Origin of the sequence: Stenotrophomonas sp. pho (assembly GCF_006228405.1) — a bacterium.
GTDB classification, from domain to species: Bacteria; Pseudomonadota; Gammaproteobacteria; order Xanthomonadales; family Xanthomonadaceae; genus Stenotrophomonas; species Stenotrophomonas sepilia.
This window is the reverse complement of the sequence record NZ_CP029759.1, coordinates 3,425,007-3,443,441: the sequence shown is the minus strand read 5'-3', so window position 1 is coordinate 3,443,441 and position 18,435 is coordinate 3,425,007. Positions and strand designations below refer to the sequence as shown.

The following is an 18,435-nucleotide window of genomic DNA, read 5'->3' as shown; positions in this document are numbered from 1 at the left end:
TTCCGGCGCCGTGAATCGGCTGCCCGTCCCATGAAGAACTTTCCGCCATGACCGCCGTTACCCCGTCCAACGCCGTCGCCACCCCCAGCGACATCGTGCAGTCGCCGCTGCCGCGCCTGAAGATCACCGAGATCTTCACCTCGCTGCAGGGCGAAGCCGATACCGCCGGCTGGCCGACCGTGTTCGTGCGCCTGACCGGCTGCCCGCTGCGCTGCCAGTACTGCGACACCGCCTATGCCTTCCACGGCGGCACCTGGTGGGACATCGACGACATCGTGGCCGAGGTGCTGGCCCAGGGCGTCCGCCACGTCTGCGTGACCGGCGGCGAGCCGCTGGCGCAGAAGCGCTGCCTGGTGCTGCTGCAGAAGCTGTGCGATGCGGGCATGGATGTCTCGCTGGAAACCTCCGGCGCGCTGGATGTCAGTGCAGTGGACCCGCGCGTGTCGCGCGTGGTCGACATCAAGACGCCGGGCTCGGCCGAGGCCGTCCGCAATCGCCTGGAAAACCTGCCGCTGCTGACCGTCCGCGACCAGATCAAGTTCGTCATCTGCAACCGCGAGGACTACGACTGGGCCAAGGCCATGGTCGCCGAGCACGGCCTGGTGAAGCGTTGCACCGTGTTCTTCTCGCCGAGCAAGGGCGAGATCAGCGCGCGGCAGTTGGCCGACTGGATCGTCGAAGACCGGCTGCCGGTGCGCTTCCAGATGCAGTTGCATAAAATCCTGTGGAACGACGAGCCGGGCCGATGAGCCGGCGCAGCGTTCCCTGATGTAGCTCCGGCGCGGGACAGCGTGCTGGCTTTCCCCTCCCAACCGGAAGATTTTCCATGAAGAAGGCAGTCGTGCTTCTCTCCGGCGGCATGGATTCAGCCGCCGTCATCGCCATGGCCCAGGAACAGGGCTTTGCCGTGCATGCCCTGAGCGTGCGCTACGGCCAGCGCCATACCTCCGAACTGGATGCCGCCGCCCGCGTGGCCAAGGCCCAGGGCGTGGTCGCGCACAAGACCGTGGACGTGGACCTGCGCAGCATCGGTGGCTCGGCGCTGACCGATGACATCGACGTACCGGAGGCGGGCGGTGCCGGCATTCCGGTCACCTACGTGCCGGCGCGCAATACCATCATGCTGTCGCTGGCCCTGGGCTGGGCCGAAGTGCTCGGCGCCAACGACATCTTCTGCGGCGTCAACGCCGTCGACTACTCCGGCTACCCGGACTGCCGCCCCGAGTTCGTGGCCGCGTTCCAGGCGCTGGCCAACCTCGCCACCAAGTCGGGTGTGGAGGGCGCGGGCATCAAGGTGCACGCGCCGCTGCAGTTCCTCAGCAAGGGCCAGATCGTCAGCGAAGGCGTGCGCCTGGGCGTGGACTTCGGCCTGACGGTGTCCTGCTACAACGCCGACGCCAACGGCGCCGCCTGCGGTCATTGCGATGCCTGCCGCCTGCGCGCGCAGGGCTTTGCCGAGGCCGGCGTCGCCGACCCGACGCTGTACGCCTGACCGCTTCCGGTAGAGCCGGCCGCTGGCCGGCTTCACCGGTGGGGCAATCACTCCCTCGGTGGGTGCCAAGCGCTTGTCCGCACTCCCTGATCTACCGGGGCTGCAACCATCCCGATGCCTCGATGAAGGCCCGCACCGCAGCCGGATCGGCATAGTCCAACTCGATCATCCGCGCGACAGCAGTCCTCTCGTCGGTCTGCCGGCGCATGTACTCCTGCGCAATGCGGTAGCCGGCGTAGTAGCCCAGGTCACTCACCCCGAACGGATTGCGCGCGCTGTTGTACAGCCAATTGTCCAGGTTGTCCCCGTGCATCTCCGTGCGGAAGCGCGCGCGGATTTCCGCTTCGTGCGCTGGCCCATAGGTGTACAGCGGCAACGCCGGGCGGCGCCCGCTGATGCGCTCTGCCACGTATTCGGCCACGCCTTCGCGTACCGCGTACTGGGCCAGGCTGCCGGTGGTCTCGCGCTGCTGGGTGTGCACGTATTCGTGCAGGTTGTTCTGCGCGTTGTTCGCACCCGGCCGGCTGTCGTAGAAGATCCGCAGGCGGTCGCGCATCTTCGCCGGCAGCTCGCTCACGTCCACGCGCTCATCGCCCAGCGCCATCTCCGCGCCGATCAGTACCTTGTCATCCAGCGTGGTGCCACCGGTGCGCAGCACGCCCACCGCATAGGTGATGGTGGCCGGGCGCAGGGCAGGGTAGAGCGCACGGAAGGCGACAAGATCGCGCTCCAGCGTGGCACTGGCCTGCTGCGCGTTGGCGGTGAGCGGTCGTACTGAGGTCCAGAAGCGCGGCCAGGCCTGCATGGCCTCGGCGTATTCGCGGGCGGTGTAGTTGCGCACCTGCATCAGCGCATGCAGGCCGGGGCTGCCCGGATCGATGTAGCGTTGCTGGACCAGCGCCACCCGGCGTTCGGCATCAGGCTCGGCGCGCACCGCATCATAGGTGGCCCAGAAGCGGGCGATGTCGTCAGTGACGACCTGGGATGGGGTCGCCAGTGCCGTACAGGGCAGCAGCAGGGCGGCAACGAGGCAGAGGGGCAGGCGCATCCGTGGCTCCGGGCAGGACTCACAGCTTGGATGCGCGTGAGGCCCGGAAGGTTTAAGCGGGTTCGCCAGATCGGGTAGTGCCGGCCGCTGGCCGGCAACCTCGACACGCTGGGGTTTCACCCGGCCCGCCAAAGTAGGGTAGAATGCCCACCCCGCCGAAAGGCTGGGGCAGTGCAATGGGCCGTTAGCTCAGTCGGTAGAGCAGAAGACTTTTAATCTTTTGGTCGAAGGTTCGAATCCTTCACGGCCCACCAATTGCATCAACGACTTAGGCGCCCTTTTGGGCGCCTTTTTCTTTTGCTCCTGAAAACCCTACCGAACACTTCGGGAGAGATGCAGGTTTCACGACAGGCAAGCGATGATCGTATCTATCGCGCATGGCGGCGCTCTTGTGCCCCCGACGTCCCTCAGGTTTTGAGTAGCACGGCGATTTGGAGTTCAATCCCCGACAAGCCGGAGATTGGACATGAAGAAGCGCTTTTCCGAAGAACAGATCATCGGCTTCCCACGCGAGGCAGAGGCCGGCATGGCGGTGAAGGACCTGTGCCGTCGACATGGCTTCAGCGAGGCCTCGTACCAACTGTGGCGCAGCAAGTTCGGTGGCATGAGCGTGCCCGACGCCAAGCGGTTGAAGGACCTGGAAGCCGAGAACGTCCGGCTGAAGAAGTTGCTGGCCGAGCAGCTGTTCGAGAACGATCTGATCAAGGACGCGCTGCGAAAAAAGTAGCGGACCCGCCGGTGCGGCGTGCGCTGGTGCGGCGGTGGGTGCAGCGCGGGGCAAGCGAGCGCCGTGCCCTGGCGATCATCGGGATGAGTGCCAGCGCGCTGCGCTATGTCCGGCGCGAGGATCGCAACGTTGAATTGAGCGAGCGCATCCTGGCCTTGGCGTATCGGCACAAGCGCTACGGCGTCGGAATGATCTACCTGAAGCTGCCGCAGGAAGGACGCATCGTGAACTACAAGCGCATGGAATGGCTGTATCAGGCGCAGCAGCTGCAGGTCAGGCGGCGCAAGCGCAAAAAGGTGGCGGTCGGCGAGCGGCAGCCACTGCTGCGCCCGGCCCGGCCCAACCATGTGTGGTCGATGAACTTCGTGTTCGACCGTACGGCCGAAGGCCGGGTCATCAAGTGCTTGGTGATCGTCGATGACGCCACATACCAAGTCGTGGCAATCGAGGTGGAACGTGCGATTTCCGGGCACGGCGTCTCGCGTGTGCTGGACCAGCTGGCCTCGCTGCGCGGCTTGCCGCAGGTGATCGGTACCGACAACGGCAAGGAATTCTGCGGCAGGTGATAGTGAGCTGGGCCCACGCACGTGGCGTGAAGCTTCGCCTGATCCAGCCCTGCAAGCCGAACCAGAACGCCTATGTGAAATCGTTCAACGGTCGCCTGCACGACGAATGCCTCAACGAGCACTGGTTCCCAACGCTGCTACACGCCCGCACCGAGATCGAGCGATGGCGTCGAGAATACAACGAGGAACGCCCCAAGGACGCCATCGGCGGCATGATACCGGCCGCCTACGCCAAACATCTGGCCAACATCGATATCATCAACCCCGGACTCTAAACCCGACCACTACTCACGGCGGGGGGCGTCGCCCGGCGATCAAATTATTCACGCCAATTTCGGTACAGGCCCAGGACGAATACCCGCCTTACGCCGGAGGCGTCTTACTCATCCAACTGAACTTGAGCGGCGATCTGATGCGCGAGTACCAACTTCTTAAAGGTAAGCGCGTCAGTATGACTGGAACGCTTTACCATTCGCATACTGGGCGGCACCAGACGCCTGTATTGATCACTGCCACTGGTATTGCTGAGTCGGAATAAGGGCTGGTGGACCGGGCGCGTTCACTCAAGCAATTAAAAATCGATCTCAGATTTCCGGCTGAGCATGCTGGCTTTGCATCCTCAGCCGGACGTTTCGTTGGAGCGACTAACCGCCTGCCTCCAGCCCTAATGCGCTGACTGCGCCCCAGGGCATCGCGGAGACTCCCTTGCAGCTTCCGTCTTTCAGGCTTGCCTTAGCGACAATGACGTATCCATTGTCTCCGAAGAAGATAGCGGCACCGCTATCTCCAAATCCGCACGCCAGTGACGATCCTTCGATGCGTATCCAAGCGTCCGCGCATGGAAGGTTTCCGGTTGGACCGCATGCGAGCTCGGGGCTGTGCTTGATGCTCACGACAGTTCCGCAGGTGTATTGGCTGGTGACGCCTCTGAAGCACATGCTCTGGCCTTGAGTAGCGTTGGTCCACATGTACATGATGCGGCGCCTACTGTAATCCGAAGTTGAGGTGGAATACACCTCCCGGAGCGGTGTGTGTGACCCCACCGTATGCCACTGAACGTCGTGGCTCGCATCATTGATCTGGTCCACGAACGTCAGCGGCACGGTGTACTTCCCTGCGCCGGTTGCGTAGTTTCCATAGATCAGATTGTCGGGGCAATGCGCCGCAGTGGTGATACCCCTTCGTCCAGTGGCCTTATGAATAACCGGAAATCCTGAGGTGCAGTAGCTATTGTTGGATTGGAGGGGGGCGCCGCCAACAACATACTCCGCGTTGACTGACTTCGGCATGTTGGGGCGGACTTCAATCTTGAGACCGGTGACTCTTTCAAGCTTCTTGATTGTATCCTTCAACTCTTCTGCTTGGCGGCTGTCGCCGTTTATGTCAATCAGCACCCGTTCTTCGCCTGGGAACCCAGTCGTCCCCGTGATGCCTGGTATGGCGCTGTGAAGAAGAGGTCTGTGCTTAGCAAGGAGCGCGTAAAACTCGTCCTGGGTGTACTTGTGACCAACCTCGAACACCACGCGGGTCGTCCCGCTCTCGGTGTTGATCGTTCGATCCGCGACTGGATCTGGCCCCTTGAGCTGCACCAGGATGTGTTGATCTGGCGCGTCTTTGATCGACAGTTCCGTTAGACGATCTGCGAACTCGATACGCAACGCTTCAATATCCGACATCACCTCACCTTGAACCGCTAGGCGCGTGATTGCTTCGTCTATCGAGACCGTAGGGTGTTCACTCATGTAGCTGTGAATTTGAATCTGCATCTCCTTGCCTTCCTGCGTGTCAGCGTCAGGCACCTGCGCCAAAGCACAGGTGGATACAAGAAGTGCTGCGGAGCATCCTAGAACCTTCCGTTTCATGCGACATCTCCAGAGTCTGTAACAAATCATCGAGGCGTTGACATGCCTCGATGCGCGAGCCTGGCACTGTCTCCCCTCGGGCACTGAGACGTAACTCACAAGCTTCATTGGAATGATTGTGCACCCTGATGTCTGTACTGTGGGGGTGTTCGTATACGCGTCTTTAGATGTGCTGAAGCACTTCATAGATTAGGCGATCGGTCCCTTGCCTAAGAATTTCGTACACACCCAGCCGCTCCTGCTGCTCGCGAAACAAGTCAATCATTCGCTCCACTTCATTCCGGCTGTATGAGTTGTACTTCCTCATAGTGTCCAGCTGCATGAAGTCGTCGGCGTGCAGGTTGTCGATAGTGGCGACTTCGATGACGGCATCCTTGCCGCCGAAGATTATATCCACGGTCTTTCTTGCCATTGGCTGGCTACCAATGTGGATTTGATAGTTGCGAAGCATCCGCATGAAATGAAGAAGTGGACTTGCGCTGCTCGTAATCCTATAGGCGTGTCCTGCGTTCTTCATTGCTTCTTCTATGCCCACGAATTCGGTCAGCGCGGCCCGCACATGCATTGCTACGTGGAGGGCGGCTGGCACCCCGTCGCGAATTGGGATATCTGAGCCGCCCGAAACAAAGAGCATATAAAGGGCGGATGTCGCCCTCTCGTAGAGCTGAGGCACTTGTTGCAGTGCGCTTGGCGGTGGTCGCCAAAATATGTCGCCCTCAGTAATGTCCGGATAGTCGTTGAAATCCAATTGAGCCTTCATGCGTCCATTGCCTTGACGATTTGCATGGTGATATCGACCACTCCCGGTTCGTTCAATAGCGAGCGGCGAACGTGAAGCGTGTGAGCGTTTGTGTGCGAGTTGTAGCGGCTAACCCTTTTCACTACGTCCAATGGAATAAGGGCGGCGTATTCAACTTTCAAAGAGCTGTTGTAGACCACGGCTGCGAGGTGGTCGAATGGATCAGACGCCAAGTTCCGCAACGCGCTCAACTGTGTGCTGCGGTTGGTTGCGGTTAGTCGCCTGCCTTTGATCTGATACCGCGTCCCGTCCTGGCCAACTGCATCAAAACCGGCCTGGGAGCCCACGGCCAATTTTGCGTTGAGGGCACGCGCCACCAATGTTTCCGTGTAGTCCGCCACGGGATTGTTTGATGAGCGCACGACGCCTCTTTGTCGAAGCGCTTCCATGACCAGACAGTGGAGGTCCAGCAGCTGCCTATCCGTAAATTCATCCGTATCCATCGCGCACTCCGTGTCCACCACGCCCGCCCTGTTGGGATTGTCATCATATCCGCCTGAGCGTGGCTTCCACCCATTGACCCGCTAGACTGGGCTACTAACGAAAGGGGGTTCTATGGCTGGTATCGTGGGGGTGCTCGTTCTGCTGCTTGTGCTCGCAGTTTTGTTCAACATTGCGTCATCCAGAGAGAAAGTGATCCGTGAGCTGGGTGAGCAGTCGGCCCAGCAGGGCAGGGACATTGCAGCGCTGCGTCAGGTGATGGACGCGGTTGCGGATCGCGTGCTATTGAGCCGAGAGCAGCGACGGGTGAAGTGGTTTGATGAACTGCCGCCATTCGTCCTGGATGACTTCAAAGCCCTCAGCGCCGGTTCCGAGCGCGAGTTGATCATGGCTTGTGGTGGCGGTGACGACGCCGAGGTCATGGGTTTGCACTATCGGCACGAGCGGCTTGAGTTTTGCACCGATGGCGAAAAGGACGCGGTTGCCTACGGCGTTGCTCGCCCTTGGGCAACGATCGAGGATCGTCCGGTGAAGATCTATCTCAATCAGTACGCGCTCACATCAAAAATTGTCGGCTTGGATCAGGACGGTTTCGTCAAGCTCGCCCCCTATAAGGCACGGTTGCCCGAGTGAGAGGATTTGCTTCCGCATCGCCTTGAAAGGGCTCTTCCATGCAGCGGGCAGTAGCCGCGCCAGTCAACACCGATTTTGGGTTGCAACAGGCCCTGCATTGCAGGGCTTTTTGCTTTCTTACGCGGCCTGTTCAAACGTGTGTTCGTAGTAGGGGCGCTGCGTACCGTCCATCGCCATTTGCAGTTCATCCATATGTTTAGGGTCGGGAGTTGAGCCAGGTGTCCAACCATTCGCTCTTGAGGTTGATGACGCTGCGATCGTGGCCCACCTCAGCCACTTCCGGCATTGGGTCATCGGTCACGGCGGGGGCGTCGGGACGTCGCCAAGATTCTGGAATGGCAGGAGAGGGTCCGGGGCAACCGGCTGGCCAAGGCCGACCAGGATCCGTCATTCGGGGGATGGGGTAGGCTTTGTTGAGGCAACTGGAGGGGGAGGAAATCCGTTCCGCAAAATTCCTGCGCCCGTTGTGGCTCAAGGCTTACAAGCGCCCGCTTTAAAGATTGAAGTGGAACGAGTGGCGGCGTAACCCATTGAAAGTAATGAAATTACCCAGTTACTCTTAATCTTTTGGTCGAAGGTTCGAATCCTTCGCGGCCCACCATTGCATCCCATGACCCAGGTCATTCAGAAAGGCATCGCAATGCGGTGCCTTCTTTGTTGCCTGGTCCAGGGCCTCTACTTCGTCCGCATTCCCTTGGCTTTCGCGGCCGCCGCGTCGGCAGCTTCTTGTGCAGCCGTCGCTGCCGCATTCGCGGAACGCACGGCTTCCGCTTGAGCCGCGTCAAAGTCAGCCCGGCGCTGCGCGCTGATCCGGCGTTCCAGTTCTGAATATGCGACGTAGCTCTCCGGATGCTTCGCGACGCAGGCCTGCTGCAGCAGCGGGATCGCGTGGTCGGACAATCCCGGTTGGAGGTGGGCGAGCAGGCAGTCCGCATATGCTGCGGATGCTGGCGGAGTGCTGCTGGCCTGAGGTGATGCGGCGGCAAGGGCGGTGGCGGTCAATACACTCAACATGGGAACCTCCTTGTGGATATGAGCGTGGCGGTGACCAGTCCGTGAGCCATGGTGCGCGTTGCATGACCATCACCGACTCCATGGTGCTCCAGTTCCGGTCGATCGGCAAAGTGCCGCGAACGACAGTGCCTCCGGCGGTCTATGCTCAGCGCTTTCCCAATATGGACCGCCCCATGCGTCTGATCGTGCTGTCGCTGTTGTTGTCCGCTGTCTCCGCCGCGCCGCTGATGGCTGCAGAAACCGCGCCGCCCGCTGCCGCCTCGCCTTTGGTCATCGGCGAGACCTTCACCATCGAGTCGAAGGCGCTGGGCGAAACCCGCCGCATCAATGTCTACCGCCCGCAGCCGTGGGGCCTGGATCCGAAGGCGCCGCTGCCGGTGCTGTACATGGCCGATGGCGGCATCGGTGAGGACTTCCTGCATGTGGCCGGGCTGGTGCAGGTGCTGACCGGCAACGGCAGCATGCGTCCGTTCCTGCTGGTTGGCATCGAGAACACCGAGCGCCGCCGCGACATGACCGGCCCCAGCAACGACCCGCAGGACCGGAAGATCGCGCCGCGCATTGGTGGTTCGGCGGCCTACCGCGCGTTCCTGCGCGAAGAGCTGATGCCGCAGGTGCGCCAGCGCTACCCGACCACCGACGAGCGCGCGCTGATCGGTGAATCGCTGGCCGGCCTGTTCGTGGTCGAGACGCTGCTGCAGGAGCCAACGTTGTTCAACAGCTACATCGCGCTGGACCCCAGCCTGTGGTGGAACCGTGGCGCAATGCTGGCCGGCGCAGCCAAACAGCTGCCGGCGGTGACGCGTGCGCAGCCGCGCGTATTCCTGGCCAGCAGTGGGCAGCTGGAGCTGGCCGCATCCACTGCACGACTGGCCGAGTTGCTGCAGCAGGCTTCGCCGTCGCCGCTGGTGAAGTACCTGCCGTTGCCGGAAGAAACCCACGCTACGATCTATCATCCGGCCGCATTGCAGGCGCTGCGCACACTGTTCCCGGCGCCGTCGGCCTCGCCCTGACCGCACTGGCAGTGGATTGCGCACCATGCAAGGATGCGGCAGCGGTGCCATGCGGTGCGCCGCCCGCAACGGGAGCGTGTGGATGCAGCGTGTGCGTGGATGGAGTGTGGCGGCCTGCCTGGCCGTGAGTGGCTGTGCGATGTCGATGGCGCCACCGGCAACGCAGAATGAAGCGAAGGAAAGAGCGGCCACCGCTGCGCCGGGCGTGGTGCTGCCGGATACCGAAGCGCTGCGCGTGCACGAACCGGTGGGCCGCGATTACCCGATCTGGGTAGCGCTGCCGGCTGACTACGCTGCGCATCCGGAGAAACGCTACCCGGTGCTGTATGTGACCGACGCGCTGTACAGCTTCCCGCTGGTGCGCAGCGTGCGCAACATGGTGGGGCAGAAGGGCGTCAACATCGAGGATTTCATCCTGGTCGGGCTGCCGCCGCAGGAAGGCCTGACGTCCAAGCAGAGCCGCTCGCGCGATTACACGCCCAGCGATCCGGTGCGCACCGATCCGCGTGACTACAGCGACGACGTCAGCTACGGCGGCGCGGCACATTACCGCGATTTCCTCGCCGAGCGCGTACTGCCGCTGATCGATGCACGCTACCGCACCGATCCGTCGCGGCGTGCCTATGCCGGTCATTCCTATGGCGGACTGTTTGGCGCCTACGTGCTGACCACGCGCCCGGACATGTTCCACAGCTACATCCTGTCAAGCCCGTCGCTGTGGTTCGACAACCATCGGGTGCCGCGCATGCAGGCCGAGGCCAAGGCGCCCACGCAGCCGACCACGGTGGTGCTGTCGATCGGCAGCTTCGAAACGGTGAAGCCGGAACCGCGCTATTTCACCCGCAACGACATGCTGCGCCACAACGCCGAGTTCGCCGAGCAGCTGCGCGCCAGCGGGCATTCGTTGAAGGTGGAGAACATGGTGATCGACGACGAGGACCACTTCACCGTGTATCCGGACATGATCACCCGCGCGCTGCTGAAGGTGTTCCGGGTACCGGACCGTACAGCAGCGGTTGAAGGTGGGCGCCATCCACGCATGGCGTCGATCTACTGCAAGAACCCGGTAGATCCACGCCATGTGTGGATCAACGCCTCACGCTGCCTGCGCATCCGGCCCGATCAATACGCCCACATCGGCGTGCCGGAAGCACAGGCGGATGGCGTCGAGCAGCTCGCTCATGTTGTAGGGCTTGGGCAGGAAATGAATGCCGTCGCGCAGCTGCGGCAGCACCTGGTGCTGGTCCATGCCCGACGTCACCAGGATCGGCAGCTGGGGATACAGGCCGCGGACCCGGTTGGCAGCTTCAATGCCGCTGATCGGGCCCAGGTTGACGTCGGTGAACAGCAGGTCGAAACGCTCACCTGCGGCCAGCAGGCCCAATGCTGCTTCGGCAGAGCTCACGCCCACCACGTGGCAGGCCTGGCTTTCCAGCGCAAGACGGCTCAGCTCGCGGGTTTCCTCTGCGTCCTCGATCAGCAGGACGCGGGGTTCAACGTGGCGCTTGGACAGCAACATGGCGCTACAGCTCCGGAAAGCAGCAATGAAAAGGCGCGCAAGTATGCGCAAGCCGGGGGTGATCCCGGCGTGCACGGCAGGCTAAGTGAGCGTTACAGCAGGCGCGGGCGTCGCTGGCGTACCTGCCAGGCCAGCACCGCCACCGCCAGCAGCGCGGCGCCGATACGCAGGCTGGTGGCCTGCCAGCCCAGCGCGACGGCGTTGTCGAGGTTGAACACGTTCCACGCCATGTTCATCGATACATGCAGCACCAGGCCGCACCACAGGGTGTCGCCGTCCAGATGGTCAAGCCAAGCGAAGATGAAGCCGCCCAGTGCGATGACCGCGCCGACGAACAGGGCAGTGCCGCCGCCGTCGAAGCCGCCGAAGCCCAGCCAGTGCACCCAACCGAACAGCAGCGCCTGCGGCAGCGCAAGCAGGGACCATGGGCCACGCATGAGCTTCACCAGCAGCACGAAGCCGAGGCCACGGAACAGCACTTCCTCGGCCAGTGGGAACAGCACGGCGAGCATCGTCGCATCGAGTGCGGTCAGTGCGGTGTTGGGCGTGCCCAGCACCGCCAGGCCCAGCCAGCAGGGCAGGCTGGCCAGCAGCACCCAAAACGGGCCGCGCCAGCCGTTCCCGTGCAGCCCCAGGCTGGCCATCAGGCCCACCCCACGCGGGCGCAGCAGTGCGGCCAGGAGCAGCGCCAGCAGGACGGCCAGTGCGTTGTCCAGCAGGCTGCCGCCGTAGGGCATAGGCAAGGCGGGAATCGGCGCGCCTGCGGCCGCAGCGACATCGCGCAGATTCAGGCCAACGCCGACGCCGAGCAGCACCAGCAGCAGGCGCGCGGCGTTGGGCAGGCGGGACAGGACGGTCATGCACGCACTCCCTGCGGAACCAGCGTGGAGTGTGGAAGGCGGCCGGGACGCTGGCACGCGCCGGAAGTCTGTGTGCCATCGGTCATGTGTTGCCGCACAGTCATCGGTGGGCAGGTAGAGTCGTTGCCAGACCTTCAGGAGCCATGCCCATGCTGTGCCCCGTGTGCAAGACCCAGACCCTGCAGATGGCCGAGCGCCATGGCATCGAGATCGATTACTGCCCCGGCTGCCGTGGCGTGTGGCTGGACCGTGGCGAGCTGGACAAGATCATCGAACGCGCCGGCGCTGCGCTGCCGCCGCCGGCACCTGTGCAGGCGCAGCCGGCGACCACGCCGCCGCCGGTGATGCATCGTGATACCCGCCACTTGGGCCAGCGCTACGAGGACAACCGGGGCCACGGATACAAGAAAAAGAAAAAGGACAGCTTCCTGTCTGAGTTGTTCGATTTCTAGTTTGTAGCGTCGAGCCATGCTCGACTGGATGTTGCCGCCTATAGTCGAGCAAGCTCGACTCTACATGGAGCGCGTGATCACGTCCGCCGCAGGATGAACTCGCGGTCGCGCGTATCCCCGACGATGAAGTCGTACTCGCCGACCTTGCTGCAGCCATAGCGCGCGTAGAAGCGCTGCGCGCCGAAGTTCTCCTCCCAGACGCCCACCCACAGGGTGCGGCGGTGCGGTTGGTCCAGCCAGGCCATGAACGCGTCCATCAGGCGTGCACCATGGCCGCCGTTCTGGTGTGCGGCCAGGATGTAGAACCGCTTCAGTTCGATGTCGCCTTCGCGGGCCTCGGCATGCGGCAGGGTGTTGGCACCAGCAGCCAGGTAGCCGACCACGTTGTTGCCGTCCACCAGCAGCCAGATCGCGCTGCGCGGGTCGGACAGTTCGGCGCGCTGCGGTTCGCTGCTGTAGTGCGCCTGCAGGAAATCCTGCAGCTCCTGCGCCGGGTACGAGTCGCCCCAGGTTTCGTTGTAGGTGGCAATCGCGATGGCCGACAGGGCGTCGATATCGGCAAGGGTGGCGCGGCGGATCTGCAGCGACATGGCGGAGCCTGCATTGGAACGTGGCGCAGTGTAGCCGGCCCCGGCGGCTGCCGGGGCTGGCCAATGCTCACGAACCGCTGCTCAGAACCACATGCGCACGCCCGCCACCCAGCGCGTGTCGCGTGCGTGGTCGCCAGCATGATCGGCGGTGTCGCCAAACGTGCGCTCGTGGCTGATGCCGATGTACGGCGCGAAACGACGGCTGAACTCATAACGCAGGCGCAGCCCGGCTTCAACCTTGTTCAGTCCGCGACCGATGCCGTACTCCGGCTCATCCTTGGCTGCGACGGTGGCTTCCAGCAGCGGCTGCAGGATCAGGCGGTTGGTCAGCAGCACGTCGTACTCGACCTCGGCCTTGGCCAGCACCTGACCACCGGAACCCATGTACAGCGTCGCCGAGCTTTCGAACTTGTACGGCGCCAGGCCCTGGATGCCGATGGCCGCCCAGGTGCGCGAGTCGGCCGGCCGGAAGTCCTGGCGCACGCCGATCAGCACGTCCCACCACGGCGATACGCTGCGACCATACAGTGCTTCCAGTGACGACGATTCCGTGCTGCCGCGGCTGCGTTCGCCATCGGTGCGCAACCACAGGCGGTTGATGTTGCCACCGATCCAGCCGGTGGCCTCCCAGGCCTGGCCGGTGCTGTTTTTGCCGTCCCAGTGTTCGAGGCGATCGATCAGCAGCAGGCTGTTGATCTGTGGTGCATGCTCCATCGCACCATGCGCGATCGGAGGGAAGGCGGCAGCGCGGTCGGCATCGGTGGGAACCGGGATCGGCTCGCGCGGTTCGATCGGTGCGGGCGTGCCGTGACCCATGGCGGCGTGATCCATCGTGGAATGGTCCATCGCCGCTGGCTGCATCGCGCCATGGTCCATCTTCGAGTGGTCCATCGTGGAGTGGTCCATGCCGGCCTGACCCGCCGCACCCATGTTCATCTTCGAATGATCCATCTTCGAATGATCGACCGGTTCGGCCGGGGTCTTCGCGGTCTTCGGCGGCGGGTCCATCGTGCCCATGTCATGCCCGGCATGCGACTGCGCGAACACCGGCAATGCGGTGGCCAGGCCCAGGGCCAGCAGGCTGGGGGAAAGCAGTGAGCGGCTCATTCTTCGATCCTCACTTCGCGCATCATGCCCGCTTCCATGTGGTACAGCAGATGGCAGTGGTAGGCCCAGCGACCGAGCGCATCGGCACGCACGCGGTAACTGCGGCGGGTGCCGGGTGGCATGTCGATGGTGTGCTTGCGCAGCTGGAATTCGCCCTGCGCGTTCTCCAGATCACTCCACACGCCGTGCAGGTGGATCGGGTGCTGCATCATGGTGTCGTTGACCAATACGATGCGCATGCGCTCGCCGTAGTTCAGTCGCAGCGGCTCGGCGCTGGCGAAAGGAATGCCATCGAATGACCAGGAGAACTTCTCCATGTGGCCGGTCAGGTGCAGCTCGATCTCGCGGCTCGGCTCGCGGCCATCGGGGTCCTCGAACAGGCTGCGCATCGCGCCGTAGGTGAGTACCTGGCGACCGTTGTCGCGCAGGCCGATGCCGGGATCGTCCAGCTTCGGTTCGGTGGCCGAGCTCTGCATGTCCACCAGCGGGTTGTTGCGCTCACTGGCCGGGTGCTTCGGTGCCCTGCTGGCGGTATCGCCGTCGTGGCCCATGCTGGCGCCGCAGCCGCCTTCCATGCCCTTCATCGCGGCCATGTCATGGCCACCATGGCCACCACTACCCATGTCGTGCCCCATGTCGCTCATCGTCAGCAACGGGCGTGGGTCGGGCGCGGGAATCGGTGCCTGCAGGCCATGGCGGACTGCCAGCGTTCCGGCGGCAAAGCCGGTACGGCCCATGTCCTGGCAGAAGATGGTGAACGCGTCCTGCCCGGTCGGTTCCACCAGCACGTCGTAGGTTTCGGCCGGCGCGATGCGGAACTCGTCGATGCTGACCGGATGGATGTACTGGCCGTCGGCGGCGACCACGGTCATTTTCAGGCCGGGAATGCGCACGTCGAAGTAGGTCATCGAGGCGCCGTTGATGAAGCGCAGCAGCACTTTCTCGCCGCTGCGGAACAGCCCGGTCCAGTTGCCGGCCGGCGCGGTGCCATTCATCAGGTAGGTGTAGGTGTGCGCATTGATGTCGGAGATGTCGGTGGGCGTCATCCGCATCCGCCCCCACATGCCACGGTCGGACAACGCGGCCGACCAACCGTCGCGCTTCACGTCACGCAGGAAGTCGGGCAGGGTGCGCTTGTAGTAGTTGTCATGCTCGGCGAGCTTCTTCATGCGCCGGAACAGCGCGCCGGGGTCCATGTCGGTCCAGTCGGACAGCAGGATCACGTGCTCGCGGTCGTGGTGGTAGGGCGCCGGCTCGGCCGGGTCGATGATCAGCGCTCCGTACAGGCCGGCCTGCTCCTGGAACATCGAGTGGCTGTGGTACCAGTAGGTACCCGACTGCTTCAGTTCGAAGTGGTAGTGGTAGGTCTCACCGGGGCCGATGCCATTGAAGCTCAGTCCCGGCACACCGTCCATGTTCGCAGGCAGCAGGATGCCGTGCCAATGGATCGAGGTCGGGTGGCGTTCCAGGGTGTTGCGCACGAACAGGTCCACGGTCTGGCCTTCGCGCCAGCGCAGGATCGGTGCCGGCAGCGATCCATTGACGGTGATCGCAGGACGGGTGCGGCCAGTGAAGTTGGCCAGCGATTCGCCGATGGCCAGTTCGATGCGGGTGTCGCTGAGCACGGCGGGGGCGCCGGCCAGGCGTGGGGCGGCAGTGGCGGCGGCGAGCGCGCGCTGCGGCACGCCGACAGCGGCGATGCCGGCAACCACGCCACCGGCGGCCAGGCCCTGCACGAACAGGCGGCGCGACGGCATGGGCACAGCGCCCGGACCGGGGGGAATGCGGGTATTCATGGTGGTGACTCCAGACACGTAAAGACGCCGGCAGGTAGCCGGCTGCGGTGCGCAGGGCGCACGGTGCGTGTGGAATCAGCCGATGGGAGGGCGTGAGATCGGCGGCAGCGGCGGCGCCGGCCGGCCGGTGGCCGGCATCGGCTGCGGGGCCAGCGACAGCGCCGGTCCGGCCATGAACGGCAACGGCTGCACCACCAGCAGCGGGTGCTGGGCGCAGCTGCGCACGCAGTCCTTGATCTGGCAGTGGGCGTCGTGGGCCGGGGCGTTGGCCTGCGGGGCCGCGTCGGCCTGCATGCCCGCGTGGTGGTGGCAGTCGGCAGTGCCGCCATCAACAGCCGCGGCTGCGGCGTGAGCCATTCGCCCCATTTCTTCGTGACCACGGGCCAGGGCCGCGTTCAGCCCGTTGAGCAACAGGCTGAGCATGAGCACGACGCGGAGCAGGGTCGAGGCCAGGGACATGACGCTAATCTAGCCGCAAGCGGACGCGGATGCACTTCCGGCTGAATGGCCGGTTCAAGATTGGACCTGCACCAGCGTAGAGCCGAGCCCACGCTCGGCTGCTGTTCGCGCAGAGGCAGCCGAGCGTGGGCTCGGCTCTACAGGGGCGCCCGCGCGCCGTTGGGGCCATGCCCGGCGGCCGCGCAGCGCGGCAACGCGATACCGTCAGCCCTCTTCACGCACGATCTCGACCAGGCGCGGGCCGTAGCGGCTCAGTTTGGTGCCGCCGATGCCGCCGACCCGGGCCAGTTCATCCAGGCTGGTCGGGCGCTGCTCGGCGATGTTGCGCAGGGTGCTGTCGTGGAAGATCACGAACGCCGGTACGTTCTGTTCCCGGGCCAGTTCGGCGCGCAGGCCGCGCAGCGCGTTGAACAGGGCCAGGTCCTGCGGCAGCACCGACAGGCCGGTGCGCTGCGCGCTGCGCTCGCGTCCGCTGGTGCTGCTGGCCGGGTCGCGGCGCATGCTGATCTGGCGGCGGCCGGTCAACACGTCGCGGCTGGCATCGGTCAGGCGCAGGCCACCGTGACCCTCGCTGTCCACTTCCAGCAGGCTGGCCGCGACCAGCTGGCGGAACACGCTGCGCCAGGTGCGTGCATCGAGGTCGCGGCCGATGGCATAAGTGCTCAGCTTGTCGTGGCCCTGCTGCCTCACCTTCTCGTTCTCGCTGCCGCGCAGGATGTCGATCAGGTGGCCGACACCGAAGCGCTGGCCGCTTCGATAGACGCAGCTCAGCGCCTTCTGTGCCGGTATGGTCGCGTCCCACGAGGCCGGTGGCGTCAGGCAGTTGTCGCAGTTGCCGCAAGGCTGGGGTAGGTCTCGCCGAAGCCGGCCAGCAGCACCTGGCGGCGGCACTGCATCGATTCGCAGTAGCCCAGCAGATGGTCGAGCTTGGCCCGCTCCAGCTGCTTGCGCTCTTCGCCCGCCTCGGACTGCTCGATCATCTGCTTGAGCAGTACCACATCACCCAGGCCGTAGCACAGCCAGGCCTCGGCGGCTTCGCCATCGCGGCCTGCGCGTCCGGTTTCCTGGTAGTAGCCCTCCATCGACTTGGGCAGGTCGGTATGCGCGACGAAGCGCACGTCCGGCTTGTCGATGCCCATGCCGAAGGCGATGGTGGCACACATCACGATGCCGTCCTCGCGCAGGAAGCGGCGCTGGTTGCCGGCGCGCACTTCCGGCGGCAGGCCGGCGTGGTAAGGCAGAGCGTTGAAGCCCTGGCCGCAGAGGAATTCAGCGGTCTCCTCGACCTTGCGCCGCGACATGCAGTAGACGATGCCGGCCTCGCCACGGTGGCCGCGCAGGAAGTCGGTCAGCTGCTTGCGGGCGTTGTCCTTCTGCACCACGGTGTAGCGGATGTTGGGACGGTCGAAGGAACTGACAAAATGGCGCGCTTCCTGCAGATCGAGGCGCTCGGCGATCTCGCGCTGGGTCGGCGGATCGGCGGTGGCGGTCAGCGCGATCCGCGGGATCTGCGGCCAACGCTCGTGCAGCACGGTCAACTGGCGATATTCGGGGCGGAAGTCATGGCCCCACTGCGACACGCAGTGTGCTTCGTCGATGGCGAACAGGGCGATCTGGCTGCGCGACAGCAGCGACAGGAAACGCCCGGTCAGCAGCCGCTCAGGGGCGACATACAGCATGTCCAGTTCGCCGGCGAGCAGCTCGCGCTCGACGCGGCCGGCGGTCTCGGCATCCAGGGTTGAATTCAGGTACTCGGCGCGCACGCCGAGCTGGCGCAGGGCTTCGACCTGGTCCTGCATCAGTGCGATCAGCGGCGAGATGACGATGCCGCAACCGTCACGCAGCAGGGCCGGGACCTGATAGCACAGCGATTTGCCGCCGCCGGTGGGCATCAGCACCAGGGCGTCGTGACCGGCAGCCACATGCTCCACGATGTCCTGCTGCGGACCACGGAAATCGTCGTAACCAAAGACGCGTTGAAGCAGGTCGTGCGCGGGACGGGAAGCCATCGCGCTAGTTTACCTCCCGGAGGCGGCGGCAGGGCTGCGCCTTGGGAA

Annotated in this window: 17 protein-coding genes, 1 tRNA gene and 3 pseudogenes; 9 read left to right on the top strand and 12 right to left on the bottom strand. The window is 64.1% G+C overall.

Going from position 1 to position 18,435, the window contains the following annotated elements:
- Positions 1-47 precede the first annotated feature (47 nt).
- Together queE and queC are read left to right on the top strand one after the other, a co-directional pair.
- Positions 48-749 (top strand): 7-carboxy-7-deazaguanine synthase QueE, encoded by a 702-nt coding sequence (queE, locus tag DL544_RS16135; protein ID WP_065178898.1) that lies wholly within the window; start codon positions 48-50, stop codon positions 747-749.
- Between the two features lie 77 nt (positions 750-826).
- Positions 827-1,492 carry a 7-cyano-7-deazaguanine synthase QueC gene (gene queC / locus DL544_RS16130; protein ID WP_014038216.1) on the top strand — a complete coding sequence of 222 codons (666 nt, stop codon included), beginning with the start codon at positions 827-829 and terminating at the stop codon, positions 1,490-1,492.
- Positions 1,493-1,583: 91 nt separating this feature from the next.
- Here queC and DL544_RS16125 read toward each other — a convergent pair whose 3' ends face one another.
- Positions 1,584-2,540, bottom strand: coding sequence for a DUF2268 domain-containing putative Zn-dependent protease (locus tag DL544_RS16125; protein WP_139727531.1), 957 nt, complete (start codon positions 2,538-2,540; stop codon positions 1,584-1,586).
- A 178-nt stretch (positions 2,541-2,718) separates the two neighbouring features.
- Between DL544_RS16125 and DL544_RS16120 the strand changes: the two genes are divergently transcribed.
- From DL544_RS16120 to DL544_RS22555, 3 genes and pseudogenes are all read left to right on the top strand, one after another.
- A tRNA-Lys gene (locus DL544_RS16120) sits at positions 2,719-2,794 on the top strand.
- Positions 2,795-3,006: 212 nt separating this feature from the next.
- Positions 3,007-4,108: pseudogene (locus DL544_RS16115) on the top strand (IS3 family transposase).
- The gene (locus DL544_RS22555; RefSeq protein ID WP_479692421.1) at positions 3,997-4,371 is read left to right on the top strand and encodes a DUF4431 domain-containing protein; all 375 of its coding nucleotides are present in this window, start codon (positions 3,997-3,999) and stop codon (positions 4,369-4,371) included. The pseudogene DL544_RS16115 and the gene DL544_RS22555 overlap by 112 nt, the downstream one beginning before the upstream one ends.
- Positions 4,372-4,477: 106 nt before the next feature.
- On the opposite strand, the gene DL544_RS16105 is transcribed toward DL544_RS22555, so the two are convergent.
- From DL544_RS16105 to DL544_RS16095, 3 genes are all read right to left on the bottom strand, one after another.
- Entirely contained in the window at positions 4,478-5,695 is a 1,218-nt protein-coding gene (locus tag DL544_RS16105) for a chymotrypsin family serine protease (RefSeq protein ID WP_139727527.1), read from the bottom strand.
- Positions 5,696-5,858: 163 nt separating this feature from the next.
- Complete coding sequence (locus DL544_RS16100; protein WP_065185405.1) at positions 5,859-6,455, bottom strand: hypothetical protein; 597 nt, start codon at positions 6,453-6,455, stop codon at positions 5,859-5,861.
- Positions 6,452-6,937, bottom strand: coding sequence for a hypothetical protein (locus DL544_RS16095; RefSeq protein ID WP_065185406.1), 486 nt, complete (start codon positions 6,935-6,937; stop codon positions 6,452-6,454). The genes DL544_RS16100 and DL544_RS16095 overlap by 4 nt, the downstream gene beginning before the upstream one ends.
- A gap of 112 nt (positions 6,938-7,049) precedes the next feature.
- Between DL544_RS16095 and DL544_RS16090 the strand changes: the two genes are divergently transcribed.
- Positions 7,050-7,568 (top strand): hypothetical protein, encoded by a 519-nt coding sequence (locus tag DL544_RS16090; protein ID WP_065185407.1) that lies wholly within the window; start codon positions 7,050-7,052, stop codon positions 7,566-7,568.
- Between the two features lie 675 nt (positions 7,569-8,243).
- On the opposite strand, the gene DL544_RS16085 is transcribed toward DL544_RS16090, so the two are convergent.
- Positions 8,244-8,582 carry a hypothetical protein gene (locus tag DL544_RS16085; RefSeq protein WP_065185408.1) on the bottom strand — a complete coding sequence of 113 codons (339 nt, stop codon included), beginning with the start codon at positions 8,580-8,582 and terminating at the stop codon, positions 8,244-8,246.
- A 173-nt stretch (positions 8,583-8,755) separates the two neighbouring features.
- Here DL544_RS16085 and DL544_RS16080 point away from each other — a divergent pair, with 173 nt between their 5' ends.
- Both DL544_RS16080 and DL544_RS16075 read left to right on the top strand, forming a co-directional pair.
- Positions 8,756-9,595 carry an alpha/beta hydrolase gene (locus DL544_RS16080; protein ID WP_065185409.1) on the top strand — a complete coding sequence of 280 codons (840 nt, stop codon included), beginning with the start codon at positions 8,756-8,758 and terminating at the stop codon, positions 9,593-9,595.
- 82 nt (positions 9,596-9,677) lie between these two features.
- Positions 9,678-10,615: pseudogene (locus DL544_RS16075) on the top strand (alpha/beta hydrolase).
- Positions 10,616-10,691: 76 nt separating this feature from the next.
- Here the strand turns inward: DL544_RS16075 and DL544_RS16070 are convergent.
- Together DL544_RS16070 and DL544_RS16065 are read right to left on the bottom strand one after the other, a co-directional pair.
- Entirely contained in the window at positions 10,692-11,114 is a 423-nt protein-coding gene (locus tag DL544_RS16070; protein ID WP_005418495.1) for a response regulator, read from the bottom strand.
- A 92-nt stretch (positions 11,115-11,206) separates the two neighbouring features.
- Positions 11,207-11,974, bottom strand: a complete 768-nt coding sequence (locus DL544_RS16065; RefSeq protein WP_065185410.1) for a CPBP family intramembrane glutamic endopeptidase — start codon at positions 11,972-11,974, stop codon at positions 11,207-11,209.
- A 149-nt stretch (positions 11,975-12,123) separates the two neighbouring features.
- Here DL544_RS16065 and DL544_RS16060 point away from each other — a divergent pair, with 149 nt between their 5' ends.
- Positions 12,124-12,426 (top strand): TFIIB-type zinc ribbon-containing protein, encoded by a 303-nt coding sequence (locus tag DL544_RS16060; protein ID WP_053499357.1) that lies wholly within the window; start codon positions 12,124-12,126, stop codon positions 12,424-12,426.
- A gap of 77 nt (positions 12,427-12,503) precedes the next feature.
- On the opposite strand, the gene DL544_RS16055 is transcribed toward DL544_RS16060, so the two are convergent.
- From DL544_RS16055 to recQ, 5 genes and pseudogenes are all read right to left on the bottom strand, one after another.
- A complete protein-coding gene (locus DL544_RS16055; RefSeq protein WP_065178171.1) occupies positions 12,504-13,016 on the bottom strand; it encodes a GNAT family N-acetyltransferase in 513 nt (170 codons plus the stop codon).
- An 81-nt stretch (positions 13,017-13,097) separates the two neighbouring features.
- On the bottom strand, positions 13,098-14,123 hold the full coding sequence (locus tag DL544_RS16050) for a copper resistance protein B (protein WP_065185411.1): 1,026 nt from the start codon (positions 14,121-14,123) through the stop codon (positions 13,098-13,100).
- The gene (locus tag DL544_RS16045; protein WP_065185412.1) at positions 14,120-15,919 is read right to left on the bottom strand and encodes a copper resistance system multicopper oxidase; all 1,800 of its coding nucleotides are present in this window, start codon (positions 15,917-15,919) and stop codon (positions 14,120-14,122) included. The genes DL544_RS16050 and DL544_RS16045 overlap by 4 nt, the downstream gene beginning before the upstream one ends.
- A 75-nt stretch (positions 15,920-15,994) precedes the next feature.
- Positions 15,995-16,378 (bottom strand): CopL family metal-binding regulatory protein, encoded by a 384-nt coding sequence (locus tag DL544_RS16040; protein WP_065185413.1) that lies wholly within the window; start codon positions 16,376-16,378, stop codon positions 15,995-15,997.
- Between the two features lie 204 nt (positions 16,379-16,582).
- A pseudogene (gene recQ / locus DL544_RS16035) lies at positions 16,583-18,387 on the bottom strand (DNA helicase RecQ).
- Positions 18,388-18,435: the final 48 nt, after the last annotated feature.